The sequence below is a fragment of the Arsukibacterium indicum genome (assembly GCF_019100565.1).
Lineage (GTDB): Bacteria > Pseudomonadota > Gammaproteobacteria > Enterobacterales > Alteromonadaceae > Alishewanella > Alishewanella indicum.
In genome coordinates, this window is record NZ_JAHRID010000005.1 from 244183 (window position 1) to 261762 (window position 17580).

Annotated in this window: 14 protein-coding genes; 6 read left to right on the forward strand and 8 right to left on the reverse strand. The window is 45.8% G+C overall.

The window, feature by feature from the left end:
• The first annotated feature begins 163 nt into the window (after nucleotides 1–163).
• From ubiG to KQY15_RS12430, 5 genes are all read left to right on the forward strand, one after another.
• Nucleotides 164–880 (forward strand): bifunctional 2-polyprenyl-6-hydroxyphenol methylase/3-demethylubiquinol 3-O-methyltransferase UbiG, encoded by a 717-nt coding sequence (ubiG, locus tag KQY15_RS12410; protein WP_217669607.1) that lies wholly within the window; start codon nucleotides 164–166, stop codon nucleotides 878–880.
• 382 nt (nucleotides 881–1262) lie between these two features.
• Nucleotides 1263–3548 (forward strand): class 1a ribonucleoside-diphosphate reductase subunit alpha, encoded by a 2286-nt coding sequence (gene nrdA, locus KQY15_RS12415; RefSeq protein WP_217669609.1) that lies wholly within the window; start codon nucleotides 1263–1265, stop codon nucleotides 3546–3548.
• A 71-nt stretch (nucleotides 3549–3619) separates the two neighbouring features.
• Nucleotides 3620–4750, forward strand: coding sequence for a class Ia ribonucleoside-diphosphate reductase subunit beta (gene nrdB, locus KQY15_RS12420; RefSeq protein WP_217669611.1), 1131 nt, complete (start codon nucleotides 3620–3622; stop codon nucleotides 4748–4750).
• A gap of 6 nt (nucleotides 4751–4756) precedes the next feature.
• Complete coding sequence (yfaE, locus tag KQY15_RS12425) at nucleotides 4757–5011, forward strand: class I ribonucleotide reductase maintenance protein YfaE (protein WP_217669613.1); 255 nt, start codon at nucleotides 4757–4759, stop codon at nucleotides 5009–5011.
• 67 nt (nucleotides 5012–5078) lie between these two features.
• Entirely contained in the window at nucleotides 5079–6062 is a 984-nt protein-coding gene (locus KQY15_RS12430) for a tetratricopeptide repeat protein (protein ID WP_217669615.1), read from the forward strand.
• Between the two features lie 17 nt (nucleotides 6063–6079).
• On the opposite strand, the gene KQY15_RS12435 is transcribed toward KQY15_RS12430, so the two are convergent.
• The 6 genes from KQY15_RS12435 to KQY15_RS12460 all read right to left on the reverse strand — a co-directional run bounded on the left by KQY15_RS12435 (nucleotide 6080) and on the right by KQY15_RS12460 (nucleotide 10974).
• Complete coding sequence (locus KQY15_RS12435) at nucleotides 6080–6649, reverse strand: YceI family protein (protein WP_217669617.1); 570 nt, start codon at nucleotides 6647–6649, stop codon at nucleotides 6080–6082.
• A gap of 24 nt (nucleotides 6650–6673) precedes the next feature.
• Nucleotides 6674–7225 carry a cytochrome b gene (locus KQY15_RS12440; protein WP_217669619.1) on the reverse strand — a complete coding sequence of 184 codons (552 nt, stop codon included), beginning with the start codon at nucleotides 7223–7225 and terminating at the stop codon, nucleotides 6674–6676.
• A gap of 105 nt (nucleotides 7226–7330) precedes the next feature.
• Nucleotides 7331–8248: an oxygen-dependent tRNA uridine(34) hydroxylase TrhO gene (gene trhO / locus KQY15_RS12445; protein ID WP_217669621.1), complete on the reverse strand. Its 918-nt coding sequence runs from the start codon at nucleotides 8246–8248 to the stop codon at nucleotides 7331–7333.
• A gap of 101 nt (nucleotides 8249–8349) precedes the next feature.
• Complete coding sequence (locus tag KQY15_RS12450) at nucleotides 8350–8997, reverse strand: LysE family translocator (protein WP_217669623.1); 648 nt, start codon at nucleotides 8995–8997, stop codon at nucleotides 8350–8352.
• A 73-nt stretch (nucleotides 8998–9070) separates the two neighbouring features.
• Nucleotides 9071–10405, reverse strand: coding sequence for an NAD(P)/FAD-dependent oxidoreductase (locus KQY15_RS12455; RefSeq protein WP_217669625.1), 1335 nt, complete (start codon nucleotides 10403–10405; stop codon nucleotides 9071–9073).
• Nucleotides 10405–10974 carry a GNAT family N-acetyltransferase gene (locus tag KQY15_RS12460; RefSeq protein ID WP_217669627.1) on the reverse strand — a complete coding sequence of 190 codons (570 nt, stop codon included), beginning with the start codon at nucleotides 10972–10974 and terminating at the stop codon, nucleotides 10405–10407. Before KQY15_RS12460 ends, KQY15_RS12455 begins: the two co-directional genes overlap by 1 nt.
• A 181-nt stretch (nucleotides 10975–11155) precedes the next feature.
• On the opposite strand from KQY15_RS12460, the gene KQY15_RS12465 reads away from it, so the two are divergent.
• Nucleotides 11156–13786 (forward strand): TonB-dependent receptor plug domain-containing protein, encoded by a 2631-nt coding sequence (locus tag KQY15_RS12465; RefSeq protein WP_217669629.1) that lies wholly within the window; start codon nucleotides 11156–11158, stop codon nucleotides 13784–13786.
• Nucleotides 13787–13872: 86 nt separating this feature from the next.
• Here KQY15_RS12465 and ydiJ read toward each other — a convergent pair whose 3' ends face one another.
• Together ydiJ and ribA are read right to left on the reverse strand one after the other, a co-directional pair.
• Entirely contained in the window at nucleotides 13873–16923 is a 3051-nt protein-coding gene (ydiJ, locus tag KQY15_RS12470) for a D-2-hydroxyglutarate dehydrogenase YdiJ (protein ID WP_217669631.1), read from the reverse strand.
• Nucleotides 16924–16933: 10 nt separating this feature from the next.
• Entirely contained in the window at nucleotides 16934–17515 is a 582-nt protein-coding gene (gene ribA / locus KQY15_RS12475; RefSeq protein ID WP_217669633.1) for a GTP cyclohydrolase II, read from the reverse strand.
• Nucleotides 17516–17580: the final 65 nt, after the last annotated feature.

A 17580-nucleotide genomic window follows, 5' to 3' on the forward strand; every position in this document is an offset into this window, starting at 1 on the left:
GATAGATAACTCGCTTTTTTCGATGTTATAAAGCGCGAGACAACGCAGGATTCTACCACATAAAATGACAGTTGCCATGCCTGTTATGCTTGCCAGAAGTTGCCTGCTATTTGCCGAAACAGATCAAGGCTTTATAATGGCAAAAATTTTTAAGGCCTGAACCATGACACAAAACACAAATGTTGATCCAGCTGAAATTGCAAAATTTAATGATATAGCCAGCCGCTGGTGGGATCAGGATGGTGAATTTAAACCATTGCATCTGTTAAACCCTACCCGGCTGAGTTATATCAGCGATATCGCCGCCGGCGTTTTTGGCAAGTCGGTAGTTGATGTAGGCTGTGGCGGTGGTATTCTGGCGGAAAGCCTGGCAAGAAGTGGTGCCAAAGTAACCGGGATAGATATGGCTGACGATGCGCTGGCCGTTGCCAGGCTGCATGCGCTGGAATGCGACGTTAACCTAAGATACTTACAACATACCGCTGAAGAGTTTGCAGCAATTGAGCCAGCCGCGTTTGATATTGTTACCTGCATGGAAATGCTGGAACATGTGCCCGAGCCTGCCTCGGTTGTGCAAGCCTGCGCTGATTTGGCCAAACCAGGTGGTCTGCTGTTTTTCTCTACGATTAACAAAACAGTTAAAGCTTATGCAATGGCTATTGTTGGCGCGGAATATATTTTACGGCTGGTACCGAAAGGTACCCATCAATTCAGTAAATTTATCCGCCCGTCACAATTAATGCGTAATATCGAGCAAGCAGGGCTGGAACTGGTCGATGCAACAGGTTTGCACTTTAACCCGCTTAACAATAGCTTTAAAACAGGCCCTGGGTTAGATGTAAACTACTTTGTGGTAGCCCGAAAGCCGGCTGATGCATAATACAGTTAACTATGCGTGATTAGATGACTTCTGATAGCAGGAGTCGTCTGTTTTTATAAAGATCGACGCTTGCTAAATAGCCAGTTGCACTTAAAAGCAGCTGCTTAGAACAAAAAAATTTATAACCAAGAAAAAGCTTGCTTCAGACATGCTATTTCTATTGCAAGCGTTAACAGGTTAGTGGCTACTAACCGCCAAGATTAGCGGCTTTTTTTTCAACAACCATTACCCTTGCAAAAGCCCCCAATCCACACTATCTTGTGATCAGTTTTTAATTTACACCTATATGTTGTGCAAAACGCCAGCAATCAGGTGCGTGTAATGGGCCGTGCGCTAACGGGCTGTCAGTTAATAATAACTATTGAAACGGAACTCTTCAGCGATGACGCAAAACCTTTTTGTCACCAAACGTGACGGACGCCGTGAACCTCTCGATTTAGATAAAATTCACCGGGTAATTACCTGGGCCGCCGAAGGCTTACACAATGTGTCGGTATCTCAGGTTGAATTGAAATCTCATATTCAGTTTTACGACGGTATTAAGTCGGCAGATATTCATGAAACCATTATAAAAGCCGCTGCCGATCTGATTTCAAAAGACAGCCCTGATTATCAGTATCTGGCTGCCCGCCTGGCCGTTTTCCACCTGCGTAAAAAAGCCTATGGCCAGTTCGAGCCACCGCATTTATATGATCATCTGGTCAAAATGGTGGAAGCTAAGCGCTACGATCAGCATATTCTGGCTGACTACAGCCGGGAAGAACTGGAAACCATTAATGGCTTTATTGACCATAGCCGCGATTTAAACTTCAGCTATGCTGCGGTAAAGCAGCTGGAAGGTAAATATCTGGTTCAGAACCGGGTTAGCGGTGAAATTTATGAAAGCGCCCAGTTTTTATATATTCTGGTAGCGGCCTGCCTGTTTGCTAATTACCCGAAAAGTACCCGCTTAGATTTTGTCCGCCGGTTCTATGATGCGACATCAAAGTTCAAATTGTCGCTGCCAACCCCCATTATGTCGGGTGTTCGTACCCCTACCCGTCAGTTCAGTTCTTGCGTACTGATTGAATGTGGTGACAGTCTGGATTCCATTAACGCCACCTCCAGTGCCATTGTAAAATATGTATCCCAACGCGCAGGTATTGGTATAAACGCCGGTCGTATTCGTGCGCTGGGCAGCCCAATTCGTAACGGTGAAGCGTTTCATACTGGTTGTATTCCTTTTTATAAGCACTTTCAGACGGCAGTAAAAAGCTGCTCACAAGGTGGCGTTCGCGGTGGTGCAGCAACCTTATTCTTCCCGTTGTGGCATCTTGAAGTAGAATCGCTATTGGTTCTGAAGAATAACCGTGGGGTTGAAGAAAACCGGGTGCGCCATTTAGATTATGGTGTGCAGTTTAACCGGCTGATGTATACCCGTTTAATTAAAGACGATTACATTACCTTGTTCAGCCCGTCTGACGTGCCGGGCTTGTACGATGCCTTTTTCCAGGATCAGGAACAGTTCGACAAACTTTATGTAAAATACGAAGCGGACAGCAGTATTCGCAAAAAGCGGATCAAGGCGTTAGAGCTTTTCACCCTGTTTATGCAGGAGCGGGCCAGTACTGGTCGTATCTATCTGCAGAACGTCGACCACTGCAATACCCACAGCCCGTTTAACCCGAAGGTTGCACCGGTTCGGCAAAGTAATCTGTGTCTTGAAATCGCCCTGCCCACTAAGCCACTGGAACATGTTAATGATCCAAATGGTGAAATTGCCCTTTGTACCTTGTCGGCTTTTAACCTTGGCGCAATAACCGAACTGGAAGAACTTGAAGAGCTGGCAGAACTTGCTGTGCGCTCACTGGACAGTTTGCTGGATTATCAGGATTATCCTATTCCGGCAGCTTATCACGCTTCAATCAGCCGCCGTACCTTAGGTGTCGGCGTCATTAACTATGCCTATTATCTGGCAAAAAATGGTGTGAAATATTCTGATGGCTCGGCCAATGGTTTAACTCACCGTACCTTTGAAGCGATTCAGTATTACCTGTTAAAAGCGTCAAACAAACTGGCTCAGGAGCAAGGCCCCTGCCCTAAATTTAATGAAACAACTTATGCTGAAGGTATTTTACCAATCGACAGCTACAAGAAAGATCTGGATAAAGTCTGTGCTGAACCACTGATTCTTAACTGGGAACAGTTGCGTAAAGACATTCTGCAATTTGGCCTGCGCAACTCAACATTGTCGGCGCTGATGCCTTCAGAGACATCATCGCAAATTTCTAATGCAACCAATGGTATTGAACCACCACGTGGTCATATCAGTATTAAGGCCAGTAAAGACGGCATTTTAAAACAAGTAGTCCCTGAGTATGAGCGGCTGAAACACCAGTATGAGCTGCTTTGGGATATACCATCCAATGATGGATACCTGAGCCTGGTGGCGATAATGCAGAAGTTTGTTGACCAGACTATTTCTGCAAATACCAATTATGACCCGAACAAATATGATGGCGGTCGGGTACCGATGAAACTGTTATTAAAGGACCTGCTTACCGCCTACAAGCTGGGGGTGAAAACCATGTATTACCATAATACCCGGGATGGTGCGGCTGATATGCAGGAAGATATAAAACCTGAGATGGAAGACGACGGTTGTGCCGGCGGAGCCTGCAAAATTTAACATGGAACAGTCATCGCTCCGCGTTGGCGGAGCGTAGTAACAACAGGTTTTGGATCAGGATATTTACAGCAATGGCGTATACCACTTTTAATCGCGAAATTAATAATCAACTGCAAGAGCCGATGTTTTTCGGTAATGCTGTCAATGTGTCACGTTATGATCAGCAAAAGTACCCTATCTTCGAAAAACTAATAGAAAAACAGCTGAGTTTTTTCTGGCGACCAGAAGAAATTGATGTCAGTAAAGACCGGATAGACTTTCAGAACCTGCCCGAGCACGAAAAACATATTTTTCTGAGTAATCTGAAGTATCAGACGCTGCTTGATTCTGTGCAGGGCCGTTCACCCAATGTGGCGTTTTTACCTATTGTTTCTATACCAGAGCTTGAAACCTGGATTGAAACCTGGGCATTCAGTGAAACTATCCATAGCCGCAGTTACACCCATATTGTCCGTAATATTACTTCAGAGCCGCATAAAGTATTTGATGACATTATGCTCAATGAAAAAATTCTGGAGCGCGCTGATGATGTCACCCGCTACTATGACAGCCTGATCGACGGTATAAACCTGTATCAGCGTTGTGGCGAAGGAGAACATCATATAAATGGTCAGACGGTAAGCATTACTCTGCGCGAGCTGAAAAAACGACTGTATCTGTGCATGCTGTCAGTTAATGTGCTTGAAGCAATCCGCTTTTACGTCAGTTTTGCCTGCAGCTTTGCCTTTGCCGAGCGTGAATTGATGGAAGGTAACGCAAAAATTATCAGATTAATCGCCCGTGATGAAGCGCTGCATCTTACCGGCACCCAACATATCTTAAATATCATGGCAGCCGGAGAAGATGATCCGCAAATGGCTGAGATCGCTAAGGAATGTGAAGAGCAGGCCTATGCTATTTTTCAAAAAGCGGCAGAGCAAGAAAAAGAATGGGCGCAGTACCTGTTTAAAGATGGCTCAATGATTGGCCTTAACAAAGATATTCTGTGTCAGTATGTAGAATATATTACCAACAGCAGAATGCAGGCGGTCGGTTTAAAAGCCCGTTTCAGCACCACTCAGAACCCAATTCCCTGGATTAACGCCTGGCTGGTGTCAGATAATGTGCAAGTAGCACCACAGGAGTCTGAAATAAGCTCCTATCTTGTTGGCCAGATAGATAACGAAGTTGATGGGGCTGAATTTGGCGATTTCGACCTCTAAGCTGTCATGCCTCAAATCCTAGTTACCGGACAGGCTGCTATTCATTTTAATGGCAGCCAACCGACTATTCTGCAAAGCCTTGAACAGCAACAACAAGACGTCAGTTACCAGTGTCGGGAAGGTTATTGTGGTGCTTGTCGCTGTAAACTCATTGCAGGCCAGATCCAATATCTGCATGAACCACTGGCGTTTGTTCGCCATGGCGAGTTTTTACCTTGTTGTAGCATTCCGGTTACAGACATTGAAATTGAAATTCCATGAGCCACTGGTGTTTTGTCGCGTAATACAGCACACTTAACAAGTATTTATTGGGTGAAGGTCAGTTTTAATGAAGATTGCTTTTTTGGGGTTGTTGTTAAGTTTTTCTGTTTGTTCCTTGGAACTGGAACAGCTGAACAGCTGGTTTGAACAAGCGCAATACAGAAAAATCCTCACTGAACTGGACCAGCAACCAACACTTAAACAAAACCCTGACTATACAGCAGTCTATATTCAGGCCATGTTTAACGTTCGGCAACGTGAAGAAGCAAACACGTTACTCAATGAGCTTGTCGTTAAGTACCCACAGCATAGCGAACTACTCTACTTAGCCGGGATCAACAAAATCGTGCTTGCCTCTGGCGGCAACATTTTCAACGCCCGCCAGCGAACCAGTGATGGCTTACAATTAATGGTTCAAGCGGTAACAATCGACCCACACAATTATCCGGCACAACATGCTCTTATCAGCTTCTATCAGACGGCACCAGCGACAGCGGGTGGAAGTAAAGAATTGGCGGCTGAGCAGGCAACAATACTGGCGGCTCTTGACCCTTTGCAAGGTGCGCTGGCCAGAATACAAATACTGATCCTGGATGAGCGACTGAGCGAAGCGGTAGCACTAATAGATAAACATCTGGCTGTGAAACCTAATCAGCCAGACTTGTTAGCGGTTAAAGCCAGTATTCTGGCGCGGCAGGATGCCTATCTGGTTGCCCAGCAACTTTATAGTCAAACTGCTGAGTTCAGCGTTAAAGCTAGTCAGCGTTACAGTGCGTTATATCAGGTTGGCCGGCTGGCAGTATTAACTAACAATAACGTGTTAGAGGGTATCACTGCACTGTCTGAATATATTGGCTATTACAACAATACCGATCAAAGCCGCTTGAATTGGGCAAAATTACGTTTAGTACAATTATTTATGCTCTCAGGCAGCGAAGCACGCGCTGAGTTATTATTTGATGAAATTGCTAACACTACCAGCGCAGACGAAGATTTTATGAACCTGAAAGATCAGGTAAAGCTGCAGCTGGCGACATCACTGTCAGATTGACGCCAGCCGCAGAGTTTTTACAGACGAATACCTTCTACTGTCAGATCCAGGTACACCGTTGAAGATGCAGGCCCCAAATCATAATTGATGCCAAAATCTTTTAGTTCAAATGACGTTGTACCGGCGAAACCAGCCCGATATCCGCCCCACGGATCGCTGCCCTCCCCAAGTTTCTCAGCATTAATGACAACTTCTTTCGTTACCCCATTAAGAGTAAGGTTACCGTATAAATCGAACTTATCACCCTCTTTAGCAACAACTTTTGTGCTATTGAACGTTGCTTTGGGATGCTTAGATACATTTAGAAAATCACCACTACGTAAATGTTTATCCCGTTCAGCATGGTTCGAATCAACACTGGCAGTATCAATGACTAAATTTATTTCTGACTCTGCCAGCTTAGCAGCATCATAGCTGAACTGCCCGTCAAAGGTATTAAAGCGGCCATATAACCAGCTATACCCAAGATGACTAATTTTAAACTGGACAAATGCATGAGCACCGTCGGTATCAATTTTATAATCTGCTGCGTTTGCTGTCATACTGCTTGCAGCGCTCAGGGCGGCTGCTAATATCAGTTTTTTCATTACATAACTCCTTGGTTTGCAAAATTACCGGGCAGAGCGCCCAAACATTCGTTTCAGGGTAAAATCTTTGTCGATAAAATGATGCTTCAACGCTGCCAAAGCATGTAGCAGACTGAGCGCAATGATGAAATAAGCAAGATACTTATGAACCAGACCAGCCCGGTCTGCCTGTTGTGGAAAGATTTCACCAAACCCGGGCACGTTAAACCAGCCGAATACCGAAATGGGACGGCCGTCGGCAGTTGAAATTAGATATCCGGACAACATAATCAGCAGCATTAGCAGGTATAGCAAATTGTGGGTTAGTTTAGCGAGCCGTTTTTCAATTACACTGTGCGAGGCAACGGGCGATGGGGTTGTGGTATAGCAACGCCACAGCAATCTGAACACTACGACACCAAATAGCAAAATACCCACACTTTTGTGCCAGTAAGGTGCAGTGCGATACCAACTACTGTAATAAGTGAGATCCACCATCCAGTAACCCAACGCAAATAGCGAGTAAATGCTAAGTGCTACCAGCCAGTGTAAACTGACACTAATTATGCCATATTGGGATGAAGAATTAGTGAGCATACTGCCCTCCTTACATCAGGGCAGAATAGCTCAACTAAAAAGAATTAAAATTGCAATAAAATAGAGAGATAGTTCTATTAAATAGAATGGTTACTGAATAATTAGCTATTTATCAAGTTTACCATCGCGAATATGTTTATCACCGCGTGCATTAGCCAACGCTACTTGCTTTTGCCGCTCAGCAAACGCCGCTTTTTGCTCATCAGTCGTTTTATCAAAGCAATGCGGACAGCTCAGGCCTTTAATATAGTGCTCAGATAGCATCTCAGTTTCGGATAACGGCATCCGGCAGGCATAGCACTGATCATAACTGCCCTGCTCCAGGCCATGTTTAACCGCAACGCGTTGGTCAAATACAAAACATTCGCCCTGCCATAAACTTTGCTCAGCAGGCATTTCTTCCAGATATTTTAAAATACCGCCATCCAGATGATAAACCTCTTCAAACCCCTGCTCTTTCAAAAAAGCGGTCGATTTTTCACAGCGGATACCACCAGTACAAAACATTGCAACCTTTTTATGTTTGTGTTTATCCAGGTTCTCGGCTGCCCACGCCGGAAACTCACGGAAAGTGGTGGTATCGGGGTTAACGGCATTTTTGAAGGTGCCAATCGCCACTTCATAATCATTGCGGGTGTCTATCAGCAAAGTGTCCGGATCGCTAATAAGCTGATTCCAGGCCTCGCCTTTCACATAGGTACCGACAATATGGGCCGGATTGATACCTTCAACACCCATAGTAACAATTTCTTTCTTCAGTTTTACCTTGGTACGGTAAAACGCCGGTTCATCGGCAAAAGATTCTTTATAACTCAGGTTAGCAAAGCGTGGGTCGGCGGCAAACCACTGGTTAACGGCATCAATACCCTGGCGTAAACCACAGATAGTGCCATTAATACCTTCGGCGGCCAGTAATAAGGTACCTTTAACACCATTATTTGCCATCACATCATATAATGGCTGGCGCAGATCCTGATAATCAGGCAAATTTACAAACTTGTATAAAGCAGCGACTACGTACATAACACACCTCTTGCGATGCCGGATCGTAAATCCGGAGCAAATTAATAACGGCCGGCATTATACCTATCCTCCGGCTATCGGCAAAGGTTACAACGCGTTAATTATCCGCCTGTCTGGCTACTGAAGCTGCTTAGTAAAAGCTGAATAGCCAGAGCAAACAGCAATACCCCCATCAACCGGTCGAACCAATAGCCTTTGAGTAATAAAAACCCCCGCACTTTACTGTTCGTCAGCAGAAAAGATAACAAACAGAACCACATCGCTGTTGCCAGGGCCATATATAAACCGTAAATCACTTTATAACTGAAAGGTGTTTCAGCTGAAATTACTACAGCGAAAAGCGACAGAAAAAACAAAGTCGCTTTTGGGTTAAGGCCATTGGTAATAAAACCGGCACTGAATGCTTTCCATCCTGCAGGTATGGCTTGCTGTTCAACGGCAATAGCGTCGGCAGTGGCTGGTGCTTTAGTGCGCAGCGCACCCTGTGCCAGATAAAGCAGATAACAGGCGGCTAATACAGTTAACAGTTGAAACAACCAGGGCGTGGTTTTAATCAACACTCCTATTCCCACCAGCGAATAGGTTACGTGCAGTAGAATTGCCAGGCCAATCCCCAGACTGGCAAAAATGGCTGCCCTGCGACCAAACCGCACTGCATAGCGCAAGACGATAGCAAAATCCGGTCCGGGGCTGGCCACAGCAAATAAGTGCACCGTAGCAATAATCAGAAATTCGGGCCAGAACGACATAATTAATCTGCCTTTTTACAAAAAGGCCATTGTAAGCAAGGCTGCAAGCTAACACCAGCAGCACGTAAAATGGCTACAAAAAATGATCTTTAAAGCGCCCCCAATGATAATACAACTGTTGACCTTGACGTCGGAACGCTGACATTGGGAATCGGGGTAAAGTACTTTGATATATTGGCAATGCTGGTAACGGCTGGCCAGCAACAAGCTGTGCCAGCCGTTTGCCAGCCAATGTGCTGTAAGACAAACCACTACCACAATACCCTGCAGCATAGAACAAATCCGGTTCAGGTGAACATACCCGGGGTAAGTCATCAAATGACACCCCAACCCACCCGCTCCATTGATACTGATAAGTAAGTTGTTCTAATCCGCCAAAACAGCGTTTTAATGCGGCCAGTAACCGCTGTGCATAAATCGGATTGGCGGCAGCCTTACCGGTAATCGCGCCTCTGCCGCCAAATAAAATGCGGTTGTCAGGTAGCAGCCGGTAATAATATTTCAGGGTCCGGGTATCCATCATAATGCTGTTCTGCTGCCAGTTAAGCTGTTGTAACTGCGTACTGTTAAGTGGTTCAGTCACGATTACACTGCTTAGTACCGGCAGACAACTGTTATTCAGCGCAGGATACAAACCTTTGGCGGTGTAGGCATTTGTGGCCAGTACCAGTTTTTTCGCAGTAATGATGCCCTCTGGTGTTGCGACTTCAAAAACGCCATTGCGGCGTTTAAGACGGTTTACCGGAGTTTGACCATACAAAGTGGCTCCGGCCTCAGAGGCCATTCTGGCGTAGCCATGTGCCAACGCTAACGGGTTTAGTCCGTAACAGTCTGGAAATGACAATGCTGCATGCGCCTGACGGTGCCTGACAACCTGCTGTTGCAGTTGACGTGTGTCCAGGTACTGCGCCTGATAGCCAAACTGTTGCTGCAGAAATGTAGCCTGACGCGCTAAATCTGCCGCCATGCCAGCCTTATGAGCAATTTTATAATAGCCAACTGGTTGCTGCTGGCAGTCAATATTTCCGGCAACAATAAGCTGGTTTACCCGGGCAATTGCCTCTCCGTACTCCTGGTGAAACAACCGGGCCGTGTCCAGACCAAATTTTGTAACAAGCTGACTTAACCCCAGTCTGCCGGTTCCTCGAAGTACAAAACCACCATTGCGACCACTGCAGCCCCAGCCAGGTTGCAGTGCATCAACCAGTACAACATTTCTTTGATGGGTATTTGCCAATTCATAAGCACAATTAAGACCGGTGTAGCCACCACCTATCACAAGAACATCGCAACTGATATCAGTTTGAAGCGCATCGAAATGCTTGCCCGGCGGAGTTATTGATTGCCAGTAGCTGGCGACATCTGGCTGATTGCGGCTAAGAGCTCGCGAAATATAGGGATCATACATTATTCAATATCCGCAAAAGTCAGGGCCATTTCTGCTGCGGTGCAATGACAACGGTTGCCGCAAAGTGGGCAAATGTAATTTGCTGACTCGGACAAATGAAGCCAACGGTCTGGATGTACTTTCAATAGTTCAGCGCCAGCTTTGCTGAAATAACGCTGAGCAGCATTGCCCGGGCTTTGCTGCCAGATATGAGCCAGGCCAGCCAATGCCCCTTGCTGACGAAGCGCTGCGACCGACGCTTTTAATAACGTTGATCCGAGGCCCTGGCCCTGCAACTCAGGCGCCACTGCAACAGATTTAAAATAAGCCATGTGCTGCGGCGCAACCGGCCATAAGCTAACAGAACACCATTTATCCAGTGGCCATTGGCCCGCGGCATAACTCAACCGATATCCAACTACCTTTCCATCAGACACTGCAACAAAGCCTGCATTTATTCCGTCTTTAATACCTCGGGAATACATTTCCATTAATGTGGTTATATTCAGGTAATTATCACCATGAACTTGATTAGCTAACGTTACTACATCAGCAAAATACTCTGGCAATAAATTTGCAATCGATTTCATAGCTCTCCCGCGAATGCTGGCTTGCAGCTGATTTTCCTTACAATTTGTTTCCATTTCATCGACCAATGTCGATAAAACTGCGATGGACAACAGCTTGATTTTAAAATATGGTTAATTTGGCGCTTTGGAACAATGAGCGTTATCCAGTGATCATCTAAAAAAAATAATCCAGGAAAACACTATGAAACACAACAATAAATACCATCCGGTTGCGCATGCAGTTAAGTATGCCATAGCAACCACGTTTGCGTTAGGTATAGCAAGCGGAGCAGCCGTTGCTCAGGAAGAAAACCAAACAGCCGCTAAAGAACAAGCCATTGAAAAAATTGCGGTGGTGGGTAGTCGTTCTGCACCGCGTTCAATTGGTGACTCGCCAGTGCCTGTCGATATTATAGGTGGTGATGAGCTGGTTAAAAGCGGTAGTTCAGATATGCTGAACATGATAACCACCACTGTCCCCTCTTTAAATGTTCATTCAAACCCGATTAGTGACGCTGCTACTCTGATCCGACCGGCAAATCTTCGTGGCTTATCAGCCGATAGCACCTTGATTCTGACTAATGGTAAACGACGCCATAAAGCCTCTGTTATTGCCTTTCTGGGAGGCGGTATCAACGATGGTGCGCAGGGGGCTGATATTTCGGTTATTCCAGGTATAGCCTTAAAACAAGTAGAAATATTACGTGACGGTGCAGCTGCTCAGTACGGTTCTGATGCAATCGCAGGGGTTATAAACTTTGTATTAAAAGATGCGGCTGACGGCGGTAGCTTTGAAGTAAAACATGGTGAATATTATGAGGGCGATGGCACATCTACCGAATATGCAGCCAATATTGGTATGCCACTGACAGATAATGGTTTTGTTAATGTCAGCGCCCAATATAAAAACTCTGATGCTACCAGTCGCAGCGTACAACGTCCTGATGCACTCGGCTTTATTGCTGCTGGCAATGAATTTATTGCGCCACTTACCCAGGTATGGGGTTCACCGGAAATTAAAGATGATATTACCATATTTGTTAATTCAGGGCTTGACCTGGGTAACGGCGGTGAGGCCTACATGTTTGGTAACTATTCTGAACGTGATGTAACAGGTGGTTTTTATTACCGTAATCCACACAACCGGCCAGGTGTTTTCTCAAATGACGGTGGCCAAACCTTGTTGGTTGCTCAGCTCGACCCGAATATTGCCTGCCCGACGGTTAATATTACCAGTGGCAATGTGTTAGATCAGGCAGACTATGCACTGATAGCCGATCCAAATACTGCAGTGGGCCAAAACTGTTTTGCATTCAATGAGATGTTCCCCGGTGGCTTTACCCCGACCTTCGGCGGTAACGTAACTGATACTGCGCTTGCTATTGGTACTAAGGGTGAGTTTAAGAGTGGCTGGTTTGAAGATATTATGTATGACTTCAGTGGTACAGTAGGCCGCAATGAGTCGACCTATATAATGACCAATACTGTAAACGCTTCGCTGGGCCCGGAATCTCCCACAGAGTTTAACCCAGGCAAATATATTCAACTGGAAAAAACTTTTAGCGCTGATTTCGTTAAGTTTGTACCGGCAGGTCTGTATGAAGATTTAACTGTCGCTTTCGGTGCCCAATGGACTGAAGAAAGCTTCGAAGTAGTCGCAGGCGATGTCGCCTCTTTTGCTGTTGGTCCTTATGTTGACCAGGGCTTTAGTATCGGTTCAAACGGTTTCCCCGGCTTTAAACCGGAAGATGCAGGTGTTTATACCCGTCGTAACTATGCCGCTTATGTCGATATGGAAGCTGAAGTATCTGAAGCGTTGTTATTAGGCCTTGCGCTGCGTTATGAGGATTACGATACTTTTGGCGATACAACTAACTATAAATTAACCGGTCAATACCGGTTAAATGATGATTGGGCATTCCGTGCATCTACCAGTACCGGCTTCAGAGCACCAACAGTAGGTCAGTCTAATGTCAGTAATGTGCAGACAAACCTGGAGTCAGGTGTACTGGTAGACTCGGCGTTACTGCCACCAACAAATCCTATTTCACTGCAACTGGGTGGCCAGGAGTTGACACCAGAAGAATCTACCAGTTATGCGTTTGGTGTGGTATACGGCGGAAGTAACTTCTTTGCTACCCTCGATTATTACAATATCGAAGTGACAGATCGGATTAGTCAGTCAAGTAAAATAAATCTTACTGATGCCGACCGTGACGCACTGCGTGCAGCAGGTGTTAGAAATGTTGATTCAATTCAGCAGGTAAGTTTCTTTACCAATGACTTTGACACTACAACTCAGGGTATCGACTTAGTCGCCAACTATGCGATGGATATTCTTAATGGACGCGGCACGTTCAGCCTGGCATATAACTGGAACGAAACAAAAGTTGACCGAATCAGTACTCCACCGGAAGGCCGGCCAGCTATTACTGGTCCGGACAAAGTTTCGCGGCTTGAAAACGATTTACCAAATCACCGGGCAACGCTTAGCTGGAATCAGGCGTGGGACGATTGGAGCTTTTTCGCCCGAGCCAATTATTATGGGGAATATCAGGGTGTTCATGTCGACTGGGTTGGCACACCGGAAGAACCGGGTACTGAGGTAAATGCGTCCGCTAAAATTACTTTCGATGCAGAGGTCAGTTACTATGTCACAGACAGCTTTGTGTTGTCTGCCGGCGCACAAAATCTGTTCGATACCGAGCCTGAAAAATTACAATTGACTCAGGCCGGTGTTGCGAACAATGAATTTGGTGGTAAGTATTATGAAACCTCGCCCATGGGCATTAATGGAGGTTACTACTATGTTCGGCTTAGCTATAAATTCTGATAGCGCATAGCCATTTACTATAAAAATGCCCTCTTCAGAGGGCTTTTTTATATCTGCTAATTGGCAAACTTTAACTTGAACTTACCCTACTGCTGCACCGATAAACTTTGCAATAGCGCCTGTAGCGGATGCTTTGGTTTTTTGCCGGCTAAGCGTTTCACCTGGCTACGACAGGAAAAACCAGTAGCTAAGATAGCTGACACACCAAACTGATCAACCGGTGCGCGCCAACTCATCTCAAATAACGCTTTACTGTTTTCCAGGTTTTGCGACTCATGGCCATACGTGCCTGCCATACCACAACAGCCAACTGATACCGTTTTTAAGTTCAAGCCTGCCTGATTAAATATATGCTGCCACGCACTCTCAGTAGCGGGTAACGCGGTTTTTTCTGTACAATGTGACAGTAACGCAAACTCACCTTTACTCTGTGCCTTTGGTAACGGTTGTTTTACCAACCATTCGTGCAACAGTTGCACATTAAAAGCCCCCCGTCGATCGCCCAGAGCTTTATTGTATTCATCCCGGTATACCAATACTAATGACGCATCGAGTCCGAGCATGGGCAACTCAAGTTGCTGTAACTGATTAAAAAACTGGGCAGCCGTCGCAGCAGTTTTGGCAAACTGACGTAAAAAACCTTTAACATGTTGTGGTTTACCATTTGGTAGAAACGGCAATAGTACTGGTGTAAAACCCAGTTTCTCCAACAACCGTAACGCATCCGCAACTAATTCAGCCTCATAAAAACTGGTAAACGGATCCTGCACCAGCAACACGGTTTTCGTTTTCTCTGCCGGAGTCAATTGTTGCAACCGGCTCAAATCAAACTGATAGTTATTGTCAGTTAGTTGTGCCAATGTTGGCACTGAAAGTAAGGGTGTATCGACGTAGCCGACTGTTTTATCAAGCAAGGCAGCGACCAGTTTACGTTTAACAATAAAATTTACTACCCGGGGAGCTTTAGCCAGTAAAGGCGCTGTTCGCTCTATATTGCCGACGATATAGTCCTTGGCTGGTCGCAAATAACGGCTATAGTAAAGTTGTAAAAACCGCGAACGAAAAGACGGTACATCCACTTTAACCGGGCACTGGCTGGCACAGGCTTTACAAGCCAGACAACCTTCCATTGCTTCCATTACTTCGTGGGAAAAATCCGGCTCTCCCTGTTGCTTCGCCAGGCTATTTTTGATTTTTTGCCAGAACTTGCCAGCAGGTTGTTTACTAGCTGTCAGTTGCTGCTCTGCTTTTAGCACGTCAAATCCCTGCTGCTCTGACAGGCGCAACCACTCCCGCATTAAACCCGCCCGACCTTTCGGACTATGACGCCTGTCTTTGGTAACTTTGCTGGACGGGCACATCGGCGAGCTTTGTTCATAGTTAAAACACTGGCCATTGCCATTACAGTTTAAACTGCTGTCAAAGCTGGTTTTTACCGCTAAAGGTATCTGGCGGTCAAACCAGGCGCGTTTCTGGCCATCAACTGAGACTAACTGTTCATTGCTATAGTATGGTGTGCATATTTTGCCAGGGTTAACTCTGTTTCTCGGGTCAAATGCGGCTTTAATTTTTCGCAATTCGTTAAACAGTTCATCACCGAAAAAAGCCGGACCGTACTCACTACGATAGCCTTTACCATGCTCACCCCACATCAAACCGCCATATTTAGCGGTTAGCGTTACCACTTTATCAGAAATAGTCCGCAGCAATTTTTCCTGCTCCGGGTCACATAAATCCAAAGCTGGACGCACATGTAACACACCGGCATCAACATGGCCGAACATGCCATAATGCAAACCATGGCTGTCCAGCAACGCGCGAAACTCCATAATAAAATCAGCCAGATTTTCTGGCGGTACTGCGGTGTCCTCAGCAAAGGCAATAGGCTTCTGGGCACCCTTTGTATTACCCAGCAAGCCAACGGCTTTTTTGCGCATTGCATAAATATTGCTGATGGCAGCACTGTCATATGTTAACTGGTAACCGATAATGCCATCTGTTTTGTCTGCGATTGCACTGTCTAGCCTCGCGGTCAGCGCTGCTATTTTCTGCTCAATGTCGGCCTGGTTTTCGCTGTTGTACTCGACCATGTTCAGGCCCTGCATCTCAACACCAGGTACATCAGTTATTAACTCTTTAACCTGATGCCAGATAATATCATTGCGCGCCAGATCCAGCACTTTACTGTCAACAGTTTCTACGGAAGTGGCCTGGGCTGCAACCAGAAAAGGCGCGTTTCTGAGGGCACTTTCAAAACTGTCGTATTTTACATTTAGCAGGCACTTAAACCGGGCAATCGGGGTGATATTAAGTTTTGCTTCTGTAACAAAGCCAAGCGATCCTTCAGAGCCGGTGATTATCCGGGACAAATCAAACTCGGATAAATCATCATTAAATACATGCTCTAAATCGTAGCCGGTTAAAAAACGATTTAAGCGTGGAAACTTCTCCAGGATCTGAGGCCGGAACTGCCTGCAACTATCTAAAACCTGTCGATAAATACGGCCAATACTGTTCGGCATTTCTGCCCGGTGTTCTGCTTCAAAGGTGGCCATTTTATGGGTTTTTAAAATGTTGCCATCAATAAGCACGGTTTTTAACGCCAATACATGGTCGCTGGTTTTACCATACACCAGCGAGCCCTGGCCAGAGGCATCAGTATTAATCATGCCACCAATGGTGGCACGATTAGAGGTAGATAAATCCGGCGCGAAAAAAAAGCCATAGGGCTTTAAAAAGGCGTTAAGCTGGTCTTTAATCACGCCAGCCTGCACTCTTACCCAACGCTGTTCAACATTAATTTCAAGAATTCCCCGCATATGGCGGGACAAATCCACCACCACGTGCTCAGTAAGCGCCTGACCATTAGTGCCGGTACCGCCACCACGCGGACTGAATTTTATATGCGAGAAGCTCGAGGTTTGTGCCAGTGAAGTCAGAATAACCACGTCATCAGTACTTTTGGGTAGCAATACGGCTTGTGGCAACGCCTGATAAACGCTGTTATCGGTGGCTACCGCCAGACGGCTGCTGTAGCTTGTCTCAATATCGCCGTTAAAACCAGCGGCAAGCAGCGCTTTGTTAAACGCAATGATACTGGCATCAAGTGCTAACTCAGGCGTAAGTTTGGGTATCATAAGCAGCAATTCACTCCATATGGCCAAGTTTAGCGGCTTTTGTCGCCAAATAGCGATGACTGTGCGCCGTGGTTTTAACCCGGTGCTGAACACGCTCCAGAATATTTACCCCTACATCTGACAGCGCTTTTAATTTTCTTGGGTTATTGGTCAGCAAGCGAATTTGCTTAACTCCCAGTTGCTCAAACATTTTTGCTGCAACATCATATTCCCGCATATCAGGTAAAAAACCGAGAATTTCATTCGCCTCTACGGTATCCAGCCCTTTGTCCTGCTCTGCATAAGCTCGAATTTTGTTTATAAGGCCAATTCCCCGTCCCTCCTGACGAAGATATAAAATGCAGCCGCGCCCAAGATCAGCAATTTTACGCATTGCGGCCTCTAATTGTGGCCCGCAATCACAGCGCAGACTAAACAACGCATCACCGGTTAAACACTCGGAATGAACCCTTGCTAGAACCGGTTCGTTGGTCGTGACATCTCCCAGAGTAAGCGCGACATGTTCCTTACCATTATCAGCGAGAAAGCCATGCAATCTGAATTCAGCAAAAGGAGTGGGTAACACGGTAGAGGTGACAAGTTTTATGGTCATTTTACATCTCAGCTTTATAGGCGCACTACTGCAATAATAAGTTGGGCCAGAGCTTTTTTAAAACA